Source organism: Gemmatimonas sp. UBA7669, from assembly GCF_002483225.1.
Lineage (GTDB): Bacteria > Gemmatimonadota > Gemmatimonadetes > Gemmatimonadales > Gemmatimonadaceae > Gemmatimonas.
The window spans coordinates 34,615-59,097 of sequence record NZ_DLHL01000047.1; the positions used below are offsets into that span (position 1 = coordinate 34,615).

Consider the following 24,483-nt stretch of genomic DNA (forward strand, 5'->3'; position numbering starts at 1 on the left):
CGCTACCGCCGAGTACGGCGGATTGCCAGCGCCAATCCCACGCAGCCCAGAACCGCCACGTCGATCGCACCAAAGGCGATGGCAGCAGTGGTGGCCTTCGGAGACGCATGCGGATGCGAAAAGCCCACCAGTGCACCCGCCACGGCACAGGTCCCCACCATCAGCAACAACCGTTGACCGGCCGCACGGGGCTGTCGGGGCAGGTCTCGCGCTTCACGTCCACGCCACTGCCAGAGCAGGCCGCGACGAACGATGTACCGCCACATGCACAGGGTCAGCAGTGCAAACCCGATGGTGAGCCACAACTGCAATGCGTCATGCAACGGCGCTTCGCCTCCGAGGTGCGGCACCGGTGTACGGAGAAACGGGAGGTGGGGCACCAACCAGCCGCTGTGATTGCCGTGGGTGATGCCGTCGAGCACAACATGCGACACCCCGCCGATCCAGGCGGAATAGCCTGTCCGCCACCAGACGTGCCATCCGCTCGGCGGCGCGAGAGCCGCCAACTCATGCACCCGGACCCAGCGATGGTCCCGGACATACGGCAGCAACGCGGGCAACAGCACCGCCGTCAGCAGCCACGTCAGCACAAGGCTCACCGGCACGGTGAACCAGAGCTGGGCCGACAGCGTGTGACTGAACTCCCAGTCATCGCGCATGCGGCCAATGAATTCGAAGTCCGGTGCCATGCTGCCAATGCACAGCGCCAGGCCCGAGAAGCGGGCCGGCCAACGCAACTTGAGGGGCAGAACCAGAGCCTGATGCGACAGCAGGGTTGCCGGCACGGCATGCACTCCGGAAAGAGTCGATGTGGAAGTTTCTCCAGAATGCGTGGTCCATGTCCCGTGCCAGATACGAGCCGGTCGCCCGCAGGTGTCGCGATGGAAACAGCTCGGTGACGGGGGCCAGGTCGGGTGTGGCGTGGCAGGGCCTCAATCGTCCTTCACGTGGCCCGGGTTGTCACACCGGGGTGCAGTGCCAATGTCCTCCCCCACCGATCCCTCGCGTGCCACAACTCGACAAGCTGATTGCCCGCCTCGAATCCGGGGTGGCCTCTGCCATCGTCCTCGAATCCGACTCGCCCATTGCCCTGCAGACCGGCATGGGCCTGCAGCAGTTCAGCTCCCAGGTGCTGTCCGTGTCGCAGGTGCTGGCCCTCATCAGCGAGGTGGCCGATGCCGATGTGCGTCCGAGTATCCAGAGCGGCCGTGATATCCGGTTCACCTACCAGTTCAACGGCAAGCCCTGGTTGGTGCAGCAGGACAAGGACGCGAGCGGTGTGCGAATCGAGGTGCGGGCCTGGTCGGAGCGAGACAACGGCGCCGAGACGCCGAAGCCGCTGAACACAGCCCCGCGCGGTGTGGCCAGCGTGACGCCAACGGCCGCACCGGCGACGCCGGCCGTGGCGCCATTGGCCGAGTCCAGCCGCAGTGTACCACGTCGTGCAGACGACGCACCCATCGCCGCAGCCGCCGAACAGAGTGATGCCCGCAGCGCGCTTGATGCGCTGCTGCGCATTCAGGTGTCACGCGGAGCCGCCGACCTGCATTTGCGCGTCGGCGAACCACCCATCTTCCGTCTGGGCGGTGATCTGGTGCGCCTCGAGGGCGAGGCGCCGCTCACGCCCGAGGGCCTCGAGGCCATGCTGCGCTCCATCATGCCCGTCAAGAATCAGGGCGAGTACGAGGAGCTCTGGGATACCGACTTTGCCTACGAAATCGAGGGCTTGTCGCGTTTCCGTGTGAACGTGTTGCGTGACCGCTATGGCATCGCCGCCGTCATGCGCACCATTGCCAGCACGACCGTGACCGTGGAGCAGATGGGCATTTCGCCGGAGGTGCAGGCGCTCTGCAATCTCACCAAGGGCCTGGTGCTGGTCACCGGCCCCACCGGCTCGGGCAAGTCCACCACGCTCTGTGCACTGGTGGATCTCATCAACCGCACGCGCTCCGATCATCTCATCACGATCGAAGATCCCATCGAGTTCGTCCACCAGAGCAAGAAGTGCCTCATCACCCAGCGTCAGGTGGGTGTGCACACGCAGTCGTTCAAGAGTGCGCTGCGTGCGGCGCTGCGCGAAGACCCTGACATCATCCTGGTTGGTGAGCTGCGCGACCTCGAGACGATTGCCATTGCCATGGAAACGGCCGAAACCGGACACCTCGTGTTCGGCACGCTGCACACCTCCACGGCCGCGTCCACCATCAATCGCATCGTGGACCAGTTCCCCGCCGACCGGCAAGAGCAGATTCGCATCATGCTCTCCGAGTCGCTCAAGGCGGTTGTTTCGCAGGTGCTCTGCCGCAAGATCGGTGGAGGCCGCGTGGCAGCGCGCGAAATTCTCATTGTCAACAAGGCTGTCAGCGCGCTCATTCGCGAAGGCAAGACGGTGCAGATCCCCAACATCATCCAGACGCAGCGCAAGCTGGGCATGGAGACGCTCAACGACGCGCTGCTCAATCTGGTCAAGACCAAGCAGGTGGAGCCCGAGGAGGCCTACAACAAGGCCGTGGAAAAGAAAGACATGGCCATGAAGCTCAAGGCCATCGGGCACAACATCACGTCGGCGGGACTCGACGAGTAAGGCCGTCGCCTCGAGCAGGCGTGGATGCAGCGGGACCGGTCAGCCCTCAGGCACCGGTCCCGTTTCCATGACGCCCCCCGTCAGCAGATGACGCGTATCGATGGCAATGCGCTCCGCGATGCCTTCGAGCGGCAGGTCGTTGCGATCGGTACCGAAGGGCTCCTCGATTTCGGTGGCGAGGAGCTCGAGTCCCATGGTGGCGAAAAACGTGAACATGCAGGCTATGACCGTACCGTAACCGAACTCACGCACCAGACCGAACGGCATGATGAGTGCGTACAGCAGCACGAATTGCTTCACATATGAACTATACGAGAAGGGAATGGGCGTATTGCGAATGCGCTCACAGGCGCCCGTCACGTCGTCGAAGGCCAGTAGTACCGGTGTGAGCGACACGATGGTTTCGCGCGGCAATTCGCCGCTGGCCACCTGGCGATGCAGCGCCCGCGTCATCTGCTGCAGTACGGCATTGGGCTCGTGGGGACGCACCTCCCCCCGCGGCGTACGCAGATGCTCGGTGAGCGCCACCGGAAAGCGCTCCAGGTAGTCCGCCCAGCGTGTGCGCGAGGGGTGACCGACCGGCAGCAACGCGTCGAGTTGATGCGCCAACCCGCGCGAGATGTTCACCAGCTGGCCCCACAGACGACGTCCCTCCCACCAGCGGTCGTAGGAGGTGTTGGTGCGAAACACCAGCAGCAGGCCGAGGATGATGCCGAGAATGGAGAGGAAGCTCGGCCCGAGCGGCACGGCCACGCGCACCACGTCCGTCTCGATCCACACCACCAGCCAGGCCCATACGCCCGCGGCGATGACATCGAGGAACAGGATGCGGAAGACCGGACTGCGCGGGAAATCGAACAGGATGCGCAGCCAGTTCTTCGGGTCGTAAATAATCATGACAACGAGAAGCGTAAGGTGGACGGCGTAAGGGGAACCGCGGGAAGGAACGGCACGCGAGGCGGCGTAGGGGGAACCGCGGAAAGGAACGGCACGCGAGGTGGCGTAAGGGGAACCGCGGGAAGGAACGGTACGCGAGGTGGCGTGCCGCCTCGCCTACTTCGCGGCGGCGACGCACTCCAGTTCCACGCGCGCGCCGAACAGCAGCGTCGCCTGCACCGCCGCGCGCGCGGGATACTTGCCATCCGCAAAGTAGCCGCGATACACCGCATTCATGGCCGGCCACTCCTTGAGATCCGCGAGATAGGCGGTGCAGCGCACAATGCGGTCCATGCCCAGCCCGTCCGACGCGAGCACGGCCTTGATGTTCTCCAGCACCTGACGGGTTTCCGCCTCAATGCCGCCCGGCACCAGCGTGCCATCAGGCAGCGTACCCAGCGTGCCCGACACAAAGACGAGATTCCCCACGCGCACCGCCGGCGAGAAGGGATTGGCGGGCGGGCCATCCGGCTGGATGTACACGATGTCGGTGGAGGCCGTGCGCTGCGGCGTGTCAGCACTCGGTGCCGGCGCATCACCGGCGGCACAGGCCAGAGTGGTCAGCGTGAAGGCCGAAGCCAGAAGCCCGCGCAGCGGGCGGCGAGTGCGCAAAGGCGTGGGAGTAGTCATGGCCCGAACCTGACGGCAAAGCGCCGCGCGTCAAGCGGTCAATCTGTCCCGTCCCCTCGCCATCCCGCGTCACGGGGCGCAGTTTGGCTGAATACGGACAATCGCCGCACACAGGAGGCGTAGTGCAGGACACGCAGACCACGGCATACGATGCCATCGTCGTCGGTTCGGGCATCTCCGGAGGATGGGCTGCCAAGGAGCTCACGGAAAAGGGCCTCAAGGTCCTCATGCTCGAACGCGGACGAAACGTCGAGCATATCAAGGACTACCCGAACGCCACCAAGGGGCCGTGGGAGTACCCGCATCGCGGTGGGCGCACGCAGCAGATGATCGCCGACTATCCCGTGCTCAAGCGCGACTACCCGCTCAACGAGAAGAACCTCGACTGGTGGGCCAGCGACAAGGATTCGCCCTACACCGAGGTCAAACGCTTCGACTGGTATCGCGGCTATCACGTTGGTGGACGCTCTCTCATGTGGGGCCGGCAGAGCTATCGCTTCTCCGACATCGATTTCGAGGCCAACCTGAAGGAGGGCATCGCCGTTGACTGGCCCATCCGCTACCGCGAAATGGCGCCGTGGTACAGCTACGTCGAAAAGCATGCCGGCATTCAGGGCACCAAACAGAACTTGCCGCAACTGCCCGACGGCGAGTTCCTGCCGGGCTTTCCACTCAATTGCGGCGAACAGCACGTCAGTGATCAGCTGAAGAAGGCGTACAAGGGCAAGCGCCATCTGTTCATCGGACGCAGCGCCAACCTCACGCAGCCGCTGCCGGGGCGCGGCCAGTGTCAGACGCGCAACGCCTGCTGGCTGGGCTGTCCGCTGGGCGGCTACTTCAGCACACAATCGTCCACGCTGCCGCCGGCCATGGCCACGGGCAATCTCACGCTCAGGCCGCACTCCATCGTACACGAACTCGTGTACGACAAGGACAGCAAGCGCGTGAAGGCGGTGCGTGTGCAGGATGCGCTGACCAACGAGACGCTCGAATTCACCGCCAGAATTTTCTTTCTCTGTGCGTCCACGCTCAACAGCACCTGGCTTTTGATGCGTTCGGCCACGGACGTCTGGCCCGGTGGCCTGGGCAGTGCCAGTGGAGAGCTCGGACACAATCTCATGGATCATCATTTCCGTCTGGGCGCGAGTGGTCGCCTGGAGGGCTTTGATGATCAGTACTACTACGGCGGCCGGCCGTCGGGCTTCTACATTCCGCGCTTCACCAATCTCGCCGGTGACAAGCGACCGTATCTGCGTGGCTTTGGCTATCAGGGCAGCGCCAGTCGTGCCGGTTGGGGACGCGCGGTGGCCGAGTTGGGTATTGGCGGCGCCTTCAAGGACGAAGCCGCGCAGCCGGGTCAGTGGGGCATCGGCGCCACGGCTTTTGGTGAGATGCTGCCCGACCACAGCAACATGATCTCGCTCGACGAAACGAAGAAAGACAAGTGGGGCCTGCCCGTGCTCAAGATCGATTGCGAGATCAAGGAGAACGAGCAGCTCATGCGCAAGGACATGACCGTGGAGATGGCCGAGATGCTGGAGGCGGCGGGCGTGAAGGATGTGCGCACGTATGACAACGGCTATGCGCCCGGCATGGGCATCCACGAGATGGGCACCGCGCGCATGGGACGTGATCCCAAGACCTCCGTGCTCAACAAGCACAATCAGGTCTGGGACGCGCTCAACGTGTTTGTCACCGACGGCTCGTGCATGACGTCGTCTGCCGCCGTCAATCCTTCGCTCACCTACATGGCGCTCACCGCGCGCGCGGCCGACTTTGCCGTGACGGCGCTCAAGCGCCGCGATCTGTGAGGCGCATGGCCCATGTCTGATCACGTGCCGAACATTCCCGACGTAGTGCCGGCGGGCATCGCACGCCGCGAGGCCATCAAACGCGTTGGTGTGTTGCTGGGTGGTGTGGCGTTTGTGGGTGGCAGCAGTTTGCTCAGCGCCTGCAGTGGCGACCGCCCGCCGCCACCTGATGCACCAACGGCCAAACCCATCGGCGATTTTTCAGTGGACGACCAGCGCTTCCTCGACGAGGTGGCCGACACCATTCTGCCCACCACGGCCAAGTCGCCAGGCGCCAAGGCGGCGGCCACCGGGCCGTTCATGGCGCTCATGGTCACGGATACCTACACGCCAGAAGACCGCACCGTCTTTCGCACGGGACTGCGCAGCATCGATGATGCCTGCCGCACCATGCATGGCACCGGTTTCATGCAAGCCACCGCTGAGCAACGTCTTGCCTTGCTGGAAACGCTGGACAAGGAGCAGTACGAGTATCAGCGCAGCAAGACGCGCGAGGAACCCACGCACTACTTCCGCATGATGAAGGAGCTCGCGATGCTGGGGTTCTTCACATCGGAGATTGGCTACACGCAGGCCATGCGATACAAGGAGACACCCGGCGAGTACCAACCCTGCGTGCCGTATGTGAAGGGCGAAACGAGCTGGGCACCGCACGCCTGATCTCGGCTCCCGCCGTTCAGCTCCCGCCGTTCAGCTCCCGCCGTTCAGCTCCCGCCGTTCACCTTACGCCGTCTCGCGTACTGTTCCTTCCCGCCGTCCACCTTACGCAGTCAAACCTTACGCTTCTCGTTAGTCCCATGATCAAGAGCCTCGACGACTTCCGCAGCCACTGGACCTGGGAAGCCGACATCACCGCCAAACTCATCGGCGGCCTCACCGACGCCTCGCTGGCCCAGGCCATCGCGCCCGGCGCGCGCACCCTCGGTCGACTCGCCTGGCATCTTGCCCAAACCATTCCCGAGATGATGGGCTCCGCTGGCCTGCAGGTGACCGGCGTCGATCCCCATGCACCAACGCCCGCGACCGTGACCGCCATTCACAGCGCCTACCAAGCCGCAAGCGCCTCGCTCCTCGAGCAGATCGCCGCGCAGTGGACCGACGCCACGCTCAGCGAAGAGCGCGACATGTACGGCGAGCGCTGGACGGTGTCCCAGACACTGCTGGCCCTGCTGCTGCACCAGGTGCATCACCGCGGACAGATGACGGTACTCATGCGTCAGGCCGGCCTCGCTGTGCCCGGCATCTACGGTCCGGCCAAGGAAGAGTGGGCCGCCATGGGCATGGAGCCGCCGACGGTGTGACCACCGTCCAATGCACACACAAGAACGGGGGCCACCAACGTGGCCCCCGTTCTTTCTGCTACCGCTGTTCAACCGACTGCAGTTCCTTCCCGCAGTCCACCTTACGCAGTCACACCTTACGCCCTCCGCAGTGAACCGCCCGCCGTTCCTTCCCGCGGTCCACCTTACGCAGTCACACCTTACGCCCCTAGTTGGTCTTACCGCCGAGCGACCGGCTCCAACCGCACAATCCCCGTCGGCTTGCCCTGCTGGTCATCCAGCACCACATACACAAACCCGTCCGGACCCTGCCGCACATCACGCACGCGGCCAAGATTGCGCGCCAGATTGTCCGCCAGATCCGCGCGCGCGCCGTCGAGCGTCAGCCGCGCCACACGCTGCCCCGCCAGACCGCCGGCAAACACACTGCCCTTCCACGCCGGGAACTTGTCGCCCGTGTACACCATCAGGCCCGACGTGGCGATCGACGGCACCCACACATGCTTCGCGTTTTCCATGCCCGGCGCCATCGTGCTGGCGTGAATCGCCTTGCCCGGGCCGTAATTCACACCGAAGCCCACCACCGGCCACCCGTAGTTCTTGCCGGCTTCCACGAGGTTGAGCTCATCACCGCCCTGCGGGCCATGCTCGGTGGCCCACACCGCGCCCGTGGTGGGATGCACCACTAGACCCTGCGGATTGCGGTGCCCATAGCTCCAGATTTCCGGCTTCGCGCCCGAGCGACCCACGAAGGGATTGTCCTTCGGCACCGTGCCGTCTTCCATGAGCCGCAACACCTTGCCCTGATGCGTGGACAAGTCCTGCGCCGGATGCGCGGGCAAGTCGCCCTCGGGCGGCGCCTGGCGATCGCCCACCGTCATGAACAGGTGCCCCTTGCCGTCGAAGGCAAGGCGTGAGCCGAAGTGCCCCGGTCGTCCGCGCGTGTCGGCGACAAAAATGTCCTGCCCCTCCACCAGCGCATCGTTCACCAGCTTGGCGCGATGCAACGCCGTGGTGGAGCCGCCATTCACCTGCTTCGAGTAGGTGAGATACACGTAGCGGTTCTGCGCGAAGTTGGGATGCACGACCACATCCAGCAGACCGCCCTGGCCTGCGGCCACAACCGCCGGCACGCCATTCACCGCCGTGGGCAGCAGCTTGCCGCCACGCACCAGGCGCAGACGGCCCGGCCGCTCCGTCACCAGCAGGTCACCACCGGGGACAAAGGCCAGACCCCAGGGATTCACGAAGCCGTCCACCACCGGCACCACGCGGTAGTCGTGCACCGACGACTTGAACACCGCCGGCGCGGCCTGCGCCGCTGCGGCAGACGTGACCACCGCTGATCCCAACACCACACCCGCGGCGACGAAGCCCAGCCGCAGCACCGATCCACGCATCTTGCCTCTCCTGAATGACGGAAAACTGCTGGTGCAAGCTACCGCGCCGCCCTAGCCCTCGGCAAAGGCCCGTAGCACCCGCACCGTATTCACATGCACGGCCACCGTGTCGTGCACATCACGCCCGTAGCCGCCACTCATCGTGGCCACCACCGGGATGCCCACCTCGCGGCAACTGCCCACCACGTAGGCATCGCGGGCCATGAGCCCCTCGAACGTCATCGCCAATCGCCCCAGTCGGTCGCCCTCGTGCGGATCGGCTCCCGAAAGGTATACCACCAGATCGGGACGCGACGCGCGCAGCACCTCCGGCAGATGCTCCCGCAGCAGCCCCAGATAGGTGTCGTCGGTGGTGCCATCTTCCAACTCCACATCGCGCGTGCCCGGCACCTTGTGGAACGGAAAATTCTTCGCGCCATGCATGCTGAACGTGTACACCGATGGGTCACCGGCAAAGCAGGCATGGGTGCCGTTGCCCTGATGCACATCAAGATCGACGATCGCCACCCGGCGAACACGTCCCATCGCCTGCAGACGCCGCACCGCAATGGCCACATCGTTGAACGTGCAGAAGCCTTCGCCGCGATCGGGAAACGCATGATGCGTACCACCCGCCAGATTCATGGCCACCCCATCACGCAGCGCGCACTCGGCCGCCTCCAGCGTGCCTTGGACCACGCGGAACGCCCGCTCGACAAACGACGGGCTCCATGGTAACCCGATGCGCCGCTGCTCCGCATGGGGGAGCGTACCGTCCTCGATGTGTGCCACATACTCCGGCGTGTGCACCCGCAGCACTTCCTCGCGCGCCGCACGCGCCGGATCGTGCAGCGCTTCAGCACGCACCAGCCCATCGCGCAACACGGCTTCACGCAACAAGGCGTACTTGGCCATCGGGAACCGGTGTCCCTCAGGCAATTCGATGGCGTAGCGGGACGACGACCAGAGATGCAGCACGCGGCAAACAGGGCAACGGGGCAACAGGACAACGGGACCGGATCACAGCACCGCCGAAACCGGGCAGGCAGCAGCGCAGTATCAGCAAGCTCATGCCGTGTCGCGTAGATTCACAGTCTCGCTACGCAACACTCCTTCCGCAGCACGAGGTTCCCCCGTGTCACCCGTCCGCGTCCGCGCCCGCGCACAGGCCCGTGTGCTTCACGCCTGCGCCGCCGGCGCCCTGGCCGCCGCGCTTCCGCCCCTCGTCAGCCCGCTGGCCGCTCAGGGTGGCAAGCTCCCCACGCCCATCAACGTGCTGGTCAAGCCCAACAAGGCCGCCGGCACCGTGTGGTCGGACGAGGGTCCGCGCACCTGGACCCCACGGCCCACCGCGGCAGCCATCACGGCGAATGACCTGCGCACGCGACTCTATCAGCTCGCGGCCGACTCCATGCAGGGCCGCGCCGCCGGCGAGCGGGGCAACTTCAAGGGCACCGAGTACATCGCCCGCGAGTTCCGCCGCCTGGGCCTCCAGCCCGCGGGTGACAGCGGCACCTTCTTTCAGATCCTGCCCTTCGGTCCCATCGGCATCGACAGCCTGAGCGCCCAGCTGCGCATCGGTGGCACCACGCTCAAGCAGAAGTCGGACTGGGTGCCGCAGGTCCCCACGGCCGCCAATGGAGTGGGCTCGCGCGCCGCACTCGACAACGTGCCGGTCATCTTTGCCGGCCAGTACGGCGACACGGCGGTAGCGCTCGACCCGGCGCTCATGCGCGGCAAGGTGCTGGTGTTTACCGCCCCGCCGGTGGGCGCGGCCGTGGCCGCCAGCTCCGGCGCGCCGGTGAGCTTTGTCAGTTGCAGCGACGTGCCCGACAAGTTTGGCGCCAACGCCTCCATTGCCGAGGAAGCCCGTCAGCGCGCCAATCCGACGGCGCCGCCACGGCGCGCCTTCGCCGCGCCGCTGCGTGATGCCCGCCCCGAGCGAGTGGGCGCCGCCGGCGTCCTCGTGGTGGGACTCGACGACATGTCCGCCGCCGCGCGCAATCAGGCCTTCGCGCAGCCACAGGGCATGCGGCCGGCTTCATCGCTCAATGCCGACGCGCCGCCTGCCGCGACCATTTCAAAGGCCGTGGCGGCCCAACTCTTCGGCAAGTCCATTGAGCAGGTCAGCGTTGGCACCACCGGACAGACGGTCAGCGCCTCCTGGCAGCACCAGTGGCGCCTCTCGCCCACGCCGGCGCGCAACGTCATTGCGGTGCTGCCCGGCAGCGACCCGGCGCGCAAGAACGAGTACGTGCTCGTGGGCGCACACAACGACCACGTCGGCATCAACAGCACCGTTGTCGATCACGACTCCGTGCGCGCCTACAACATGGTCGTGCGCCGTCAGGGCGCCAACGATCCGGTGTGCGTGCCCACGGCCGCGCAGCAGGCGCGCATCGACTCGCTCATCGCCATCGCGCGTTCGGTGCGCGCGCCGCGCCGCGACAGCATCATGAACGGCGCCGATGACGATGGCTCCGGCACAGTGGTCATGCTCGAAATCGCCGAGCAGTTCGCGAAGCAGAAGCCGGCGCGGTCCATTGTGTTCGTCTCCCATCAGGGCGAAGAGCGTGGCCTGCTGGGCTCACGCTGGTTCACCGACAATCCCACCATCCCGCTCGAACAGATCGTGGCCGCGCACAACATGGACATGGTGGGCAAGGGCCGTGACTGGCAGGTCAAGTATGGTGGCCCCGCCTCGGTACAGATGCTCGGCGCACGTCGCCTCTCGCGCGAGTTCGGCGACATCATCGACTCGGTCAACGCCAACATTCCCGAGCCCATGGCCATCGACAAGACCTGGGATGTGCCGGCCAATCCGCTCAATCGGTTTTGCCGCAGCGACCAGGTCAACTATGTGCGCAAGAACATCCCGGTGGTCTACCTCTCGCTGGGCTATGCGGTGGACTATCATCAACACACGGATGAACCGCAGTACATCGACTACGATCATGCCGCGCGTCTCGGCCGCTTCGTCCATCAGACCATGACGGCCGTGGCCAACCGGCCCGACAAGCCGGCCATTGCGGGCCCCGATCCCAGCATGCCCAGCTGCAATCGCTGAGCCGCAGGCGGTTCGTCCCGTACGATCCGTCCCGGCCAGCCCCTCGCGGTGCCTGCGGCCACATCCTACGTTTGGGTGTGGCCGCTTCTGTTGCTCCCTCAGCCCCCGCGCCCCCGGCGCACAAAACCGGCAGCCTGCGCGCGCGGCTTCGTCTGGTGGCCATCTTCGTGGCCCTCGCTTTCGGGCTACTGGCCTGGCTCCGAGCGCGCGACCGGCAATTGGCCGAACAGCGGCTGACGGGCGAGCGCGCAAGCGACAATGCCCTGGCCGTCACCCAGTCGCTCGACGGCCAGATTGCCCAGGCGCAAACCCTGCTCCAGAGCCTCACCTACGTCGTCGACCCGGCCGCCCCGAGCGCGGAAACAGACTCCGTGCTGCGTGTGCTGCATGAGAAAATCGTGGCGCCCTACGCCAATCTGTTCATGGTGGACACCAACGGTACCATGATTGGCGCCGCGCGCATCCACCCGGCCGGGCGTCGTCGCATGGACGTCGGGGATCGTCCCTACTTTCTGGACACCAAGCTCGCCCAGCGCTTCACGGTGGGTGACCCGGTGCGCTCACGTGCCCGCGGCGATTCGGCTTGGCTCATGCCCTTCATGGCGCCCGTACCCGACCCCCGCACGGGCCGCGCGGTGGCCTATGTCGGCGCCACCATTCTGGTGGACTCGCTGGAGGGCGTGCAGATGGCTCGACGCCTTCCGCAGGGCTCCGTGCTGACGGTGCTCAACACGAAGGGTCGCATCATCATTCGTACGCTCGACACCGACCGCTGGGTGGGACGGCAGTTTCCCGGCTTCTCCGAGCGCGGGCAGGCCGAGCAGCCTGTTGGCATCGACACCATTGTCCCGAGTGACATCGATCGCATAGACCGGCTGTTCGGTTCCGAGTTCATGCGCAACACCCCGTGGCGCGTGTACGTGGGCATTCCGGTCAACGAAGCCTTCGCCGCGGCGCGACTGCAGTTCATCTACGACTTTCTCATCGGCCTCCTCGGCGGTGTGTTTGTTGTCTTCATCGCGTACTGGGTGACCGGACGCCTGCTGCGTCCCATCGAATCGCTCACGCTGGACGCGCGCGCCATCTCCGAGGGCGACATGCGCCGTCGCTCACAGATCACCAGTGACGACGAAGTCGGTGAACTGGCGCGCACCTTCAACGCCATGGCCGACGCGCTGGTCGACCGCGAGGCGGCGCTTACGGCCTCACAGGACCGCCTGCGCGAGGCGCAGAAGCTCGAGGCCCTCGGTTCGTTCGCGGGCGGCATCGCCCACGACTTCAACAACTATCTCTCGTCCATTCTCGGGCATGTCGAGCTGGCGCGCGAAACCGTGCCGCCGCAGCACGACGCACGCGGCGAACTCGATCACGCCATCGATGCCACCCGGCGCGCGGCCGATCTTACCCGGCAGATTCTCGTTTTCAGTCGTCAGCAGGTCGTGGAACCGCGCCTCGTGAACCCCAACGAGATCGTGCGGGGCATCGAGCGACTGCTCGCACGCGTGCTCGGGGAGAACGTGGCGCTCAGCTGTCAGTACGATGACACGCTCGGCAGCATTCGCGTGGATCCGGGTCGCTTCGAGCAGGTGCTGATGAATCTCGCCACGAATGCGCGCGATGCCATGCCGCAGGGTGGTCAGTTCCACATCGGCCTCTCACGCCTGCATGTGGAAGCGGGTTCGATCCTCGACGCCGAACCCGGCACCTACGTGTGCTTCACGGCGCGCGACAGCGGTGAAGGGATTCCGCGCGAAGTCCTCGATCGCATCTTCGAGCCCTTCTTCACCACCAAGGAGCGCGGGCGCGGCACGGGCCTGGGCCTCGCCATCGCCTACGGCATCGTCAAGCAGGCCGGTGGCGTCATGACGGTGGACAGCGCCACCGGCAGTGGCACCACCCTGCGTGTGCTGCTGCCCGAGCTCGACCGCCCCGCCGACGTCACCACGCGCAGCGACGAGGTGCCGCCGCCGGTCGGACAGGAACGCCTGCTGGTGGTGGACGACGAACCCGCCGTGGCCAAGATCGCCGAGCGGCTCCTGCAGCAGGCTGGCTACGAGGTGGAATCGGCCATCGGCGCCCGTGACGCCCTCTCCCGCTTCGACACACAGCACTTCGACATGGTCATCAGCGATGTCGTGATGCCCGGCATGTCGGGGCCGGAGCTCGTGCGCGAACTCACGCGCCGCCGGCCTGAGCTACGGGTGCTGTTCGTCAGTGGCTACGCCGACGACGATGCCCTGGTGGCGGACATCGCCGCGCGGCAGGTGGCCTTCTTGCCCAAGCCCTTCTCGCGCGCCAGCCTGCTGCACAAGGTGCGGGACGTGCTCGACGCGCGGCGCGCGGCGCGATAGCGGCTCGCGATAACGCGGCGCACGATAACGCCGCGCGTGTTAACGCCGCGCGCCTACTTCTTCGTCCACTGCTCGCAGCCGCTGTTGCGGCGTGTGTCGGCCAGCTCGAGAATGGTCCACGTGCCCGCACTGTCCTTCGTCAGCAGGAAGTGGTCCACACCACAGTGTGAGAAGGTGGTCCCGCGGAAGAAGGCGTAGTCCACCCACACCGACGCCAGCGCGCCATCGATCTCCACCTTCTCGTTGGCGATGCGCTCGTCCCACACCTCGGCGTGTGGCGTACCAACCGCCTTCGCGAAGTTGTCCGCACCGTTGGTGACACTCGCGGTCATCACGCCCTGTCGTGGCGCCACGGTGATCATGCGCACATTGGGCGCAAACACCGAGCGCACCATGCTCGAGTCTCCAGCGCGCATGCCGTCGAACAGCTTCTGAACGACCGCCATCACCGCCGCCTTCTCCGCCGGCTGCGCGGTACCTTGTGCAGCGACTGCGGCGGGCGTCCACGCGCCGGCCACCACGACCGCCGATGACAGCACGGTACGACGCCAGACGGCAGCAAGCAGACGGACGGATGAGAGCGGCGTAGCAAACACGGCAGAGCTCCGGAGCTGAAGGAAGGGATGCGGATATACTCGCCTACGCGGGCGCGACGATGCAAGTTGCGGGTATGACCCCGACCCTGCTCCGTTTGGTTGCCGGCGGCGCCGGCATCGCGCTACTCAGTTTGGCGGACGCGCTCCCCGCCCAGTCTGCGAGTATGCCCAAGGTTGGCGCACTCGCGCGTGGCGACGCCGTGCTCTTCGAATCCCGCACCCTCAAGCAGTCGGGTGACGACATCACCGCCACCTTTCGCACCGTCTTCGTGAAGCCGGCCAAAGCGCCCGGCGGTGAATGGTTCGGTTCACGCACGGTGGTGACCGTGCGCTGCAAGGCGGGCACGGCGGCGGTCAAGGAGAATCGCTACTACAGCGACGCGAAGTTCACCAAGGTGGCCAGCGAAAAGATTGTTGGCGTGCCGGGCTATGCCGCGCCCGTGCCCGGCTCAGTGCCGGCCATCGCCTTCAAGCACCTGTGCCCGTCGTAAGGGGCGGAGCGGCAAAACGCTCCGCGCCTGAGAGCAGCGCGCCGAGCGCCGTGGCCTGCCCGCCCTGCTCGGGAATGCGAATCGCTGCGCCGTAGAACTGCGCCACCATCTCGAAGGTGTGCCGCACGCTCGGCAAGTCGGTCAGGTGCCCCACGATGACCGCGTGTTCGAGCTGCTGGGCGCGCGCCGCGTTGATGGCCACGATGGCAATGACCTGGCCCACCATGTTGACCAGCGCGGCCGCCGTGTCCTCACGCGGTGCGTTGACGGCATGACGGGCCACCCGCCCGAAGTTCACGGCGGTGGTGTCGGGTGGCAGTGAGCCAATGGCCTGACCGAGGATTTCTCCAATGGTGAGGTTGTGCGTGGTGTCCGTTCCGGCGCGCGCGAGTGCATCGATTTCCTGTGGATTCACCGTGTCCAGCAGCAGTCGGGACAGTCCCACCAACGTGCCACCACCCACACCGGTGCCGGTCACGTGCCGCATGCCATCCGGCGTCGCGCGCACCACCGCGGTGCCGGAGCCCGCACTGGCGACGACCGCCGCCTCGAGCCCGGACAGCGCGAGGCCGCCACGGCCAATGGCCTCCACCTCAGGCACCTGATGCACCGGCCGGCCTTCAATGACCGGCGGCAGGGCACTGCGATTGCCACCCGTCACGGCCAGCCACGCACACTGCGACGCCGTGACATCACCGGCACTGAGCGCGCGATGGACGCGCGAGAGATCGGGCTGACCTTCTGTCGGCAGCGTCCAGTGCCTGAGGCCATCGGGCGAACGGAACACGACATCGGTGTTGCTGGCGCCGAAGTCGATGGCCGCGCTGGTCACGTCACCCACGGCCCACCAGGCGGGGGCCGTCGTCCCCTGTGATGGCGAACTCACTGACCGGGCTGGTAAGTGCGCACCGCGTTGCGCTCCACGTCTTCACGGTGGAAGCTCACATCCTTGAACGCGCCGGTCGCGTAGCGTTCGCCCTGATTGAAGAAGTACGGCGACGATGGATCGTTGTTCACACCGCCGGCCAGCACACTCTTGGCTCGTACGCGCGGCCCGAACTCCACCGCGGCCACGAAGCTGTTGCCGCGATTGCCGTAATACTTCTTGGTGGTGCGGGCGCCCGTTTGTCCATACGCCGCGAGCGAGCCCCAGTTGGCCGACGCGAAGGCCACCGGCAGGCTGGGTTTGCTGTCGTCGAAGCCGGCACCGATGTCGCCGCTCAGGCGCTGGAAGCGATTCACATCGCCCCAGGGCATCTGCCATGAACCGAAGTCGCGCTCCAGCGTCTCCACCGCGCGCGACAAGGCGCCCAGCAGCTGCGCGGGCGCCGCCTTGCTGGCGATGTACTCGAGCGTGGGCGTGCCGGCCTGACGGGCCGCTGCGGCCTGCGACTGCGTAGCCGCTTCGCCGTAGGCATTGGCCAGCGTCATGGCCACACTGGCCACACCAAATCGGTAGTCCCAGTTGCGCAGCGTGCGCACGGGCACCGCCAGCCGCGTCTTGAGCGGATCACTGGCCGGCAGCGCATCCCAGGCCGCCACCACCGGCGGAATGAGCTGCTCCATGGCCGGCAGATAGCTGTCATACGCGGCGGCAATGAGGCCGTCGAGCGTGAAGTCCTTGCGACCCTGCAGCACGCGCACCGCATGCACACCGCGCGCATTGTCTTCGCGCTGCGCCGACATGTACACCGGCCAGTCGCCGATCTTCGGGCTGTCCGCACCTGACGCCGTGAACGGCCAGTTGTTCGTGTTCATCAGCCAGCCGCTCGACGGGCTCTTGATGAGGATCATCTCGTTCAGCGTGTGCAGTCCCTGCCACTCGGTACGCGGGTCGCTGCCATCCACCGGGCGCGTGAAATCGATGGACGGATCACGCTTCGGGATGAAGTTGCCGTGGAAGTAGGCAATCACGCCATCGGCATCGGCGTACACCGTGTTGTTCGACGAATTCGTGCGCAGCTCCATGGCCTTGCTGAACGACGCGAAATCCGTGGCCTTGGTGCGCAGATAGCTCTGCTGCAGCGCATCCAGCGGATTGTTCATCATGCGCACCGCCACCCAGCGCTCCGCCCCGTTCACGGTCTGCGTGCGAATGACCGGGCCATGGTGCGTGAAGTAGGCCGTCACCGTGCGCGCCGCCATGCCCGTGGCCGTCTTGTATGGCAGGCGAATGACCTTGGCCGTCACATTGCGCGTGCCGCTGCCGTAGCGATACGTGAAGCCCTTGCCCTTGGGCGACACCGTCTCGAGATACTCGTCAATGACGTCACCGCCGCCCGAGGTGTGCATCCAGCCCAGACGGTGATTGAAGCCCTGATAGATGAAGAACTGTCCCCAGGTCACGGCGCCGTAGGCATCGAGGCCCTCACGGCTGGCCATGTGAATCTCGGGACGGAAGTAGAACGAGGTGTGCGGATTGATCATCAGCATCGCATGACCGTTCACCGTGTTCTGCGGGGCCACTGCAAAACCGTTCGATCCACCCGGCTCCTCACCAAAGGGCTGCACTGCCGACTCGGCATCGTCGCGCGCTGGAGCTGCACCACCCGAGCGCGGGCCGTAGAACTGCTCGAGGCCGCGCAGGTTCACCGACTCGATGTCACCGCCAATGGAGCCTTCGCTGAAGGTGAGCGCCATCCACGGCTCGAACCTGGTGATCAGCCGCGGCTTGACCTGCGGATTCTTGTGCAGATACCAGTTGAGCCCATTGGCCCAGCCCTGCATGAGTGCCTGCAGCCACGCGGGGCTCTTGGCGTAAAGGGCTTTGATCTCGAGCGTATCGATGAAGAGCTTCATGCGCAGATCGCGCCAGATCTCGCGCTCGCCCTCCACCTCGGCCAGACGACCCATGGCATTGATGTAGTTCGTCTCGATGCGCGGGAAGTCATCCTCGGCCTGCGCGTACACCATGCCGAACACCGCATCGGCATCGCGTTCCCCGTACACGTGCGCCACGCCCCACTGATCGCGCATGATGGTCACGCGCTTGGCCTGGGCCTCCCATACGGCAGGTTGCGCGTCCACCGGGGTGGGACGCGCAGCACTCAGCAACGCGAGCGCGATGGAGGCGCGGAAGAGGCGACGAAGGGTCGGGGTCATGTCAGGCGGGAGGGGTCGTGCGGTAGATGGAGACGGCGCTGTCTTCAAGCAGCAACTGCTGCGACGGCTTGGGTAACACATGGGTGCGCGCGTGCTCGGCCACCAGCACGCGCGACCACGGCGCCTGCTGCCAGCGCTCGATGAGCCGGTCCAGCATGCGCGATTCGTACGGGGGATCGGCAAAGGCCACATCGTAGCGATCCACAGGCAGCGCATCCGCAAAGGGCAGCGCGTCCTTCTTGTATACGCGCACCTTCTCGTGGACGCGGAGCGCAGCCACGTTGGCCTTGAGCGCGTGCAGACTGGCCGGACGGAACTCCACGAAGTCCACGTAACGTGCGCCGCGGGAAAGGGCTTCGAGTCCCAGCGCGCCGGTGCCGGCAAACAGATCGAGCACCCGCGCACCATCGATGTCCGCCTTGATGGCCTTCATGATGGCCACGCGCACGGGTTCGGCGGTGGGACGCACCCGGAAGTCATTGGGCGACGTCAGATTGCGGCCTTTGAACGTACCGCCGACAATGCGCATGATCCGGAACCTCTATTCGGGTTGATTGCGCATGTGATCGGCCAACTGGTCGAAACGCTGGCGGAGATAGCCCTTGAGATCCTCCGGCGCCTCATGCTCATCGAGGGCCCGGTGCATGCACCACAGCCACTCGTCACGTTCGCGCGCCCCAATGGCAAACGGAAAGTGACGCATGCGCAGCATGGGATGGCCGTACTTCTCCACGTACAGCTGCGGACCGCCCGACCAGCCGGTCAGAAACAGAAACAACTTCTCACGCGACACCTTGAGGTTGGTCGCATGCAGCGCGCGCACGTTGACCGCCTCCGGTGCGCTGTCCATGAGATCGTAGAACCGATCCACCAGGGCGCGGATGCCGGCTTCGCCGCCCAATTGCTCGTAGTGCGTCATGATGTGGCGAAGGCTAGTCGCTCAGCAGAAGACCGGGCAAGCGAAGAGCGCGCATCCTCTTGAGGCATTCGCACCCTTTCGTCTCGCTTGGGCATCGATAATGAACGGTTCACCATCATTATTTGCCATTTCGTGCTATGGTGCGCCAACACCGTCCGTCCAATGTTTGTGCCACGTCAGCGTGAACGCTGACCACTCCCTGCCCGGTGCAGACCGAGCCGGGCCTCTCCCCCTCGACTGGCCGGCCACGAAGCGCCGACCGGGAGGCCACACCATGCGTTACCCCACGCCCTCCCCCCTCCTCCATTTCGCTCGCCCCGCCAGCACGGCCGTGTTGCTCGCCGCCCTGCTGCTCCCGACGCCGGCAGTAGCGCAGGTGGCCCTGCCCTCGCAGGCGCCAGCGGTACTCTCGGTGTTCTGCGAGTCGCTGCGGCCCGGCGCGGCGCCCGACTACGACACACACAACATCGGCTGGTCGCGTCAGCTCGAGCAGATCAAGGACGCTCCGCCGCAACTGGCACTTCGTCGCATGACCGGCGCGCAGGAAGTCTGCTATCTCTCCGGACAGGGCAGTTTTGCCGCCGGCGATACGACCGAGAAGATCATCATGGGCGACGCGGCCTATGCGCGCGCGCTCCCCGGACTCGAGCGCAAGAACACCGCCTATGTGTCCGGCACGCGGGCCATGTACGGCATGTATCGCGGCGATCTTGCGGCCGGCAACTATCCCGACCTCATGAAGCGCCGCGTGTACATGTGGACCGAGTTCCGCGTCCGGCCCGGTGCCGAAGAAGCCTTCGACAACGGCGCCAAGACGTATCGCGCGCTTTTTGCACGCAAACAGTTGCCGGCCGAGTGGCGCGTGTATCAGGTGGTGGCCGGCGCACAGGGCGCCACCTACTGGGTGTTCGAGTCCTTTCCCGATCTGTCAGGCATGGACCGGGGCATGGCGGACGGCACGAAGGCCACCGACGGTCTCACCGAGGCAGAGCGCAGCGCCTTCAAGACCTTCAATGAGGCGCTCACCTTTGTGCGCACAGACATGTGGCGCGTCAGTAGCGGGCTCACCGTCATGAATGCGGCCGTGCGCGGCGACGACCCGTTCTGGAAGCGTTCGCCGCAGGCGCCGCGCGTGGCGGCCAAGCCCAAGACGCCCTGACGGACAGCGCTAGCGACGCGGGAACGTGGGCCGCATGCCGCCGCCCTCTCCGCCGGCAGCAATGATGGCACCGCCAGTCATGATGACGGTACCCACGCCGCGGCCCCAGCCACCACCGGTGGTGAGAATGGGGCCGCGGCCACGTCCCCGACCGCGCCGCGCGTCATGCGCCTCACAGTTGTCCACGCCGGCCGCGCCGCCACGAATGATGGCGCCAATGACACCACCCAAGCCGCCGCCGCGGCGTCCCTCGTGCTCACCCGCGTGCCCACTGGCATCGCTCGGCCCGCTCACCGGAATGACACTCACCGGTGTTTCGGCGCCCGCAGCCGGCAGCTCCGGCTCGATGGGGGCCGCCGGTGCACCAGCGTCTGCCGTGGTCATGGATACAGCGGGCATGGGCGAATCCAGCAGCGACTCGGCACTCGCCGTCTCTTCCACCTGGGGAGACGGTCTCGGCGCCGGAGCCCGCTTCGGACGCGGTACCGCATCACGCCGCCCGCGCGCATCCCCGCTGGGCGCCCCGACGCGACCACCCTCGACGGCCGATACCACGGCGGCCGGCCGCGCATACATGGCCAACTGCAAGTCGCGCTCAAGGTCGGCCGACATCTGCCCATCAGGGCGCTCGGACCCACAGCCACTCACCCCAAGCCATAGTGCTGCGCCAATCGTGAACGGCGCGGCAACACGGGAACGCAGCATCGGCAAACGGTGGCGGGACATGGAACGCCTCCACGACATCGTGGGGTAAGGGACGGAAGCAGCGCAGACACGCCGCCTGGTGCACATTCCCTCCTGCAAGAGGTACGCCACGCGTTGCTCCACCCACCCGTCGAGTAGCACTCGGCTTGGCAGGATCGAACGCCGTCACTTGCCGAGGACGATCCCGCGTCGGCTGCGTCCACTTTTGGTGCCAGTGCCCTGTCTACTTCCCACGTCCAGCTCGCAAGGTCTCCAGTGTTCGCCAGAAGCACACGCATGAGGCTGCTGACCATCGGACTGTCGGGCATCACGCTGCTCGGCATCGCTTCGCTTGCCGGCTGCACACGGGTCGAGGGCGTGCCCGCGGTCGAACGCCGCGCCATCGCCGACTCTCTGTCCGCGCTCGTGGAGGCCGCCTATGACTTCTCGCGTGCCGATGCGCCGGCCTCACTGCTCTCGCTCTATCCCGACTCGGGGCGCGTCATCTCAGCGGCCGCCGGACAGGCCCTTACCACGCGCGACTCACTCGGCGGCGCCATCCAGGGCTTCTGGGAGCGCGTAGGGCAGAACATGCGCGAACCGCGCTTTGTCCTTGGCTCCACCTGGGTGGACGTCATCACGCGCGACGCAGCGGTCATGACGCTGACCTACAGCATTCCGCACCGCACACCGGCCGGCAATCCGCATGTGGTCAGCGGCGCCTGGACCATGTTCTGGCGTCGAATCGACGGACGCTGGGTCATTGTACAGGAACATCTCTCCGACACACCGGAAAGCACCCGGTCGTCGGTGCCAGACACTACAGGTCTCGCTGCAGGGTCCCCCACGGCAGACACCCCGCATCGGCATTGAGCGGGGTGCCACGCGCGCGGCCGCCGGCAATTACCTGCCGCCGTTGACCGAGCAGGGATCCGGGTAGTTGCAGGTGTCCCCTGCCGACAAGCCCTCACGATACACCGTGAACTGTACGGCTCCGCCGCCGTTCACACTCACCAGTTTGGTGAGCGGATCGCGGCCGCGCTGGTAGCCCGCACGCGGTACCACCTGCACCTCGTAGCTTCCGGCCTCGGGCACGGCCACCGCCACCTGTCCCCGGTCATCGGTGCGTGTCGTGGTCAGCGTGACGCCTGCCTGACGCACCACCACCGGCATACGCTCGATGGACACGCCGGCATCGTCCCGCACGGTGACATTGAGGCGCGGACCGGACGGACCGGACGGCGAACCACAGGCACCAAGACTGCCCGCTGTCATGGCCGTGAGCAGCATGCCAGTCCAACGACGCCGCCATACCTGGGAAATCGACGCAACCACGGGGCACTCCTTGCAAGGGTCTTCACGGCCATACGAGGGGAACGTCAACGGTGAGGAATGTACCCCGTGCGACGCTATCTTGTGCCCATGCCATCTCGTTCCGTCCCGACTCCGGCCCCGGCCCGCACGGGCTGCGCACGCCCGTGAAGCCACTCGTCCGCCTTGGCGAGGCCCGCACCCCTGACGGCTCGCTCCTCGAACTCTTCCGCCACGACGGCGCCTACCTCATTCGGGCCGACGGGGTGGAGCTCATGTCCACACGGCGCCACTACTCCGAAGATCGCCTCGCCGAACTGGCCTGCGCCCCCTACGCCGCCGCCGAGGGCGCGCGGGTGCTCATTGGCGGGCTGGGGCTGGGCTTCACGCTGCGCGCTGCACTCGAGGCCCTGCCGGCTGACGCCGAGGTGGTAGTGGCCGAACTGCTGGCCGAGGTGATCGCGTGGAACAGCAATCCCGAGTTCGGCATCTCGGTGGAGGCGCTGGACGACCCGCGCGTGCGGGTCGTGCACGATGACGTGAGCAATGTGCTGCGCCACAATGCAGGCGGCTTCGATGCCATCATGCTCGACACCGACAACGGCCCCGAAGGCATGATTCTCCAGGAGAACTCGCGCCTGTACGCCGACCGCGGCATCGCCGCCACCATCGCCGCACTGCGTGGTGCGGGCCCCATCGTGTACTGGTCCGTGGGCGACGACCCCGACTTCGAGCGGGCGTTGCGGCGCAACGGCCTTCTTGTTGAACGGCAGCAGGCGCGCGCGCATGTAACAACAGGTCCCATGCACACGCTGTACGTGGCCACGCGGCCACGCCGCGCTCAGTCGTCGCCTCAGTCGTCGTCGCGCACCTGACAGGCTTCGAGCGGATTGCCGTCGATGTCCGCGAAGCGGAAGTAGATTACACCGGGCGTTTCCTGCAGCGGCTCGACCTGCACGCCATTGGCGGACAGCGTCGCGTGTGCGGCGGCCGCGTCCGGCGTGGCAAGAATGGGGTACGTGCTCGACACCACGAACTCGGCGCCATCGTCGATCTGCCAGAGTGTGAGGGTGGAGCCGCCAGGGAACTCGACCACCGCAAGGCGCTGTTCGTCGTCATCGTACACGACTTCAGCCTGAAGTCGCTCGGTATACCAACTCTGCGAGGCCGCGATGTCGCGCACCCGAATGATGATCGTGTCGATGCCGGTGAACATGACGGCAACTTACTGCAAACGGCATGTCCGGGCCAGACTGACGCCGCCACTCGCGCGGTTCCTGCTGTTGCTCGGAGTCTTGGCGCCAAACGCTGCATCACTCGCTGCGCCACCGCTTGCTGCGCAGACCGCGCGCGCGGCCGCTGCGGCCACGCCACTCGACTTTGTGGCCATGGACTACGCCTTTCGTGGCCCATCGCGCACGGCCGCGGGGCTGCACCGCATTCGCCTCAGCAACACCGGATCGAAACTCCATCACGTGCAACTCATCAGGCTCGACGAAGGAAAGCGCCTGGGCGATGTGTTTCCCATTCTGCAGCGCAACAAGGGGCTGCATGGCTTGCCGGCGTGGGCCAAACCCGCCGGCGGTGTAAGCGCTGCACTTCCCGGTCAAAGCATTGCCATCACCCAGCGCCTTGCGGCGGGGCGCTACGCCGTGATCTGCTGGATTCCGACGGAAGACGGGCAGATCCATGTCATGAAGGGCATGATGACGGAACTCGAAGTCACCGCCGCCACCGCGCAAGAAGCCGCCGAGCCTGTCGCGACACGTCGCGTGACCCTCACGGAATACAAGGCCAACTGGTCGGCTCCCCTGGCTCGAGGCAGGCAGACCCTGCGCATCGAGAACACCGGGAAGCAGAGTCACGAATTGCTCGTGGTGCGACTTGATCCCGGCAAGTCCATGAGCGACGTCGAGCGCTGGACCGGCACGGGCCCGGCGCCAATGGAGATGTGGACCGGCCTCGCCAGCATCGCGCCGGGCGGTGTGGCCTGGCTTGACCTCGATGTCACGCCAGGACGCTACGCCATCTTCTGCTTCGCGCCCGATGCGCGAGACGCCAAACCCCACGCCGAACACGGCTTCCTGCAGATCGTCGACAACCGCTAGCCGCGCACGAGGGCGCGCATCACGCCGTTGATGTTTGCGTCACGATGGACCGTCACCTTTGCGACTCCACCTACG

General features: G+C 66.1%; 24 protein-coding genes. 11 read left to right on the plus strand and 13 right to left on the minus strand.

Features of this window, described 5'->3' with window-relative positions; translation table 11 throughout:
- Positions 1–2: 2 nt before the first annotated feature.
- Positions 3–785 (minus strand): DUF4184 family protein, encoded by a 783-nt coding sequence (locus B2747_RS13015; protein WP_291161587.1) that lies wholly within the window; start codon positions 783–785, stop codon positions 3–5.
- A 221-nt stretch (positions 786–1,006) separates the two neighbouring features.
- On the opposite strand from B2747_RS13015, the gene B2747_RS13020 reads away from it, so the two are divergent.
- Positions 1,007–2,584 (plus strand): type IV pilus twitching motility protein PilT, encoded by a 1,578-nt coding sequence (locus tag B2747_RS13020; protein ID WP_291161590.1) that lies wholly within the window; start codon positions 1,007–1,009, stop codon positions 2,582–2,584.
- 39 nt (positions 2,585–2,623) lie between these two features.
- On the opposite strand, the gene B2747_RS13025 is transcribed toward B2747_RS13020, so the two are convergent.
- On the minus strand, positions 2,624–3,481 hold the full coding sequence (locus B2747_RS13025; protein ID WP_291161592.1) for a bestrophin family protein: 858 nt from the start codon (positions 3,479–3,481) through the stop codon (positions 2,624–2,626).
- 156 nt (positions 3,482–3,637) lie between these two features.
- Positions 3,638–4,150 carry a RidA family protein gene (locus tag B2747_RS13030; protein ID WP_291161595.1) on the minus strand — a complete coding sequence of 171 codons (513 nt, stop codon included), beginning with the start codon at positions 4,148–4,150 and terminating at the stop codon, positions 3,638–3,640.
- A 122-nt stretch (positions 4,151–4,272) separates the two neighbouring features.
- Between B2747_RS13030 and B2747_RS13035 the strand changes: the two genes are divergently transcribed.
- The 3 genes from B2747_RS13035 (at position 4,273) to B2747_RS13045 (ending at position 7,262) form a co-directional block, all read left to right on the plus strand.
- A complete protein-coding gene (locus tag B2747_RS13035) occupies positions 4,273–5,961 on the plus strand; it encodes a GMC family oxidoreductase (protein WP_291161598.1) in 1,689 nt (562 codons plus the stop codon).
- Between the two features lie 12 nt (positions 5,962–5,973).
- Entirely contained in the window at positions 5,974–6,621 is a 648-nt protein-coding gene (locus B2747_RS13040) for a gluconate 2-dehydrogenase subunit 3 family protein (protein WP_291161601.1), read from the plus strand.
- 137 nt (positions 6,622–6,758) lie between these two features.
- Positions 6,759–7,262 carry a DinB family protein gene (locus B2747_RS13045; protein WP_291161604.1) on the plus strand — a complete coding sequence of 168 codons (504 nt, stop codon included), beginning with the start codon at positions 6,759–6,761 and terminating at the stop codon, positions 7,260–7,262.
- A gap of 197 nt (positions 7,263–7,459) precedes the next feature.
- Here B2747_RS13045 and B2747_RS13050 read toward each other — a convergent pair whose 3' ends face one another.
- Positions 7,460–8,641, minus strand: coding sequence for a PQQ-dependent sugar dehydrogenase (locus B2747_RS13050; protein WP_291161606.1), 1,182 nt, complete (start codon positions 8,639–8,641; stop codon positions 7,460–7,462).
- A 51-nt stretch (positions 8,642–8,692) separates the two neighbouring features.
- A complete protein-coding gene (locus B2747_RS13055; protein WP_343125904.1) occupies positions 8,693–9,595 on the minus strand; it encodes a histone deacetylase in 903 nt (300 codons plus the stop codon).
- A 160-nt stretch (positions 9,596–9,755) separates the two neighbouring features.
- Here B2747_RS13055 and B2747_RS13060 point away from each other — a divergent pair, with 160 nt between their 5' ends.
- A complete protein-coding gene (locus B2747_RS13060; protein WP_291161611.1) occupies positions 9,756–11,687 on the plus strand; it encodes a M28 family metallopeptidase in 1,932 nt (643 codons plus the stop codon).
- 77 nt (positions 11,688–11,764) lie between these two features.
- Complete coding sequence (locus B2747_RS13065; RefSeq protein ID WP_291161613.1) at positions 11,765–14,038, plus strand: response regulator; 2,274 nt, start codon at positions 11,765–11,767, stop codon at positions 14,036–14,038.
- 53 nt (positions 14,039–14,091) lie between these two features.
- Here B2747_RS13065 and B2747_RS13070 read toward each other — a convergent pair whose 3' ends face one another.
- Complete coding sequence (locus tag B2747_RS13070; RefSeq protein WP_291161617.1) at positions 14,092–14,634, minus strand: nuclear transport factor 2 family protein; 543 nt, start codon at positions 14,632–14,634, stop codon at positions 14,092–14,094.
- Positions 14,635–14,708: 74 nt separating this feature from the next.
- Here B2747_RS13070 and B2747_RS13075 point away from each other — a divergent pair, with 74 nt between their 5' ends.
- Entirely contained in the window at positions 14,709–15,125 is a 417-nt protein-coding gene (locus B2747_RS13075; protein ID WP_291161620.1) for a hypothetical protein, read from the plus strand.
- Here the strand turns inward: B2747_RS13075 and B2747_RS13080 are convergent.
- The 4 genes from B2747_RS13080 to B2747_RS13095 are packed head-to-tail and all read right to left on the minus strand — an operon-like array spanning position 15,103 to position 19,146.
- The gene (locus B2747_RS13080) at positions 15,103–16,011 is read right to left on the minus strand and encodes a hypothetical protein (RefSeq protein ID WP_291161623.1); all 909 of its coding nucleotides are present in this window, start codon (positions 16,009–16,011) and stop codon (positions 15,103–15,105) included. The genes B2747_RS13075 and B2747_RS13080 overlap by 23 nt on opposite strands.
- Positions 16,008–18,227, minus strand: a complete 2,220-nt coding sequence (locus B2747_RS13085; protein WP_291161625.1) for a penicillin acylase family protein — start codon at positions 18,225–18,227, stop codon at positions 16,008–16,010. The genes B2747_RS13080 and B2747_RS13085 overlap by 4 nt, the downstream gene beginning before the upstream one ends.
- Before the next feature lies 1 nt (position 18,228).
- On the minus strand, positions 18,229–18,756 hold the full coding sequence (locus tag B2747_RS13090) for an RsmD family RNA methyltransferase (RefSeq protein ID WP_291161628.1): 528 nt from the start codon (positions 18,754–18,756) through the stop codon (positions 18,229–18,231).
- A gap of 12 nt (positions 18,757–18,768) precedes the next feature.
- On the minus strand, positions 18,769–19,146 hold the full coding sequence (locus B2747_RS13095) for a group II truncated hemoglobin (protein ID WP_291161631.1): 378 nt from the start codon (positions 19,144–19,146) through the stop codon (positions 18,769–18,771).
- 274 nt (positions 19,147–19,420) lie between these two features.
- Between B2747_RS13095 and B2747_RS13100 the strand changes: the two genes are divergently transcribed.
- Positions 19,421–20,305 carry a hypothetical protein gene (locus B2747_RS13100; RefSeq protein ID WP_291161634.1) on the plus strand — a complete coding sequence of 295 codons (885 nt, stop codon included), beginning with the start codon at positions 19,421–19,423 and terminating at the stop codon, positions 20,303–20,305.
- 9 nt (positions 20,306–20,314) lie between these two features.
- On the opposite strand, the gene B2747_RS13105 is transcribed toward B2747_RS13100, so the two are convergent.
- Positions 20,315–21,031, minus strand: a complete 717-nt coding sequence (locus tag B2747_RS13105; protein WP_291161637.1) for a hypothetical protein — start codon at positions 21,029–21,031, stop codon at positions 20,315–20,317.
- Positions 21,032–21,286: 255 nt separating this feature from the next.
- Here B2747_RS13105 and B2747_RS13110 point away from each other — a divergent pair, with 255 nt between their 5' ends.
- Positions 21,287–21,862 carry a YybH family protein gene (locus B2747_RS13110; RefSeq protein WP_291161640.1) on the plus strand — a complete coding sequence of 192 codons (576 nt, stop codon included), beginning with the start codon at positions 21,287–21,289 and terminating at the stop codon, positions 21,860–21,862.
- A 30-nt stretch (positions 21,863–21,892) separates the two neighbouring features.
- On the opposite strand, the gene B2747_RS13115 is transcribed toward B2747_RS13110, so the two are convergent.
- Positions 21,893–22,279 carry a hypothetical protein gene (locus B2747_RS13115; protein WP_291161643.1) on the minus strand — a complete coding sequence of 129 codons (387 nt, stop codon included), beginning with the start codon at positions 22,277–22,279 and terminating at the stop codon, positions 21,893–21,895.
- Positions 22,280–22,467: 188 nt separating this feature from the next.
- On the opposite strand from B2747_RS13115, the gene B2747_RS13120 reads away from it, so the two are divergent.
- Positions 22,468–23,175 (plus strand): hypothetical protein, encoded by a 708-nt coding sequence (locus tag B2747_RS13120; protein ID WP_291161646.1) that lies wholly within the window; start codon positions 22,468–22,470, stop codon positions 23,173–23,175.
- On the opposite strand, the gene B2747_RS13125 is transcribed toward B2747_RS13120, so the two are convergent.
- Entirely contained in the window at positions 23,154–23,516 is a 363-nt protein-coding gene (locus B2747_RS13125) for a VOC family protein (protein WP_291161649.1), read from the minus strand. The two genes, B2747_RS13120 and B2747_RS13125, sit on opposite strands and share 22 nt — an antisense overlap.
- Here B2747_RS13125 and B2747_RS13130 point away from each other — a divergent pair.
- A complete protein-coding gene (locus B2747_RS13130) occupies positions 23,515–24,408 on the plus strand; it encodes a hypothetical protein (RefSeq protein ID WP_291161652.1) in 894 nt (297 codons plus the stop codon). The genes B2747_RS13125 and B2747_RS13130 overlap by 2 nt on opposite strands.
- Positions 24,409–24,483 lie beyond the last annotated feature (75 nt).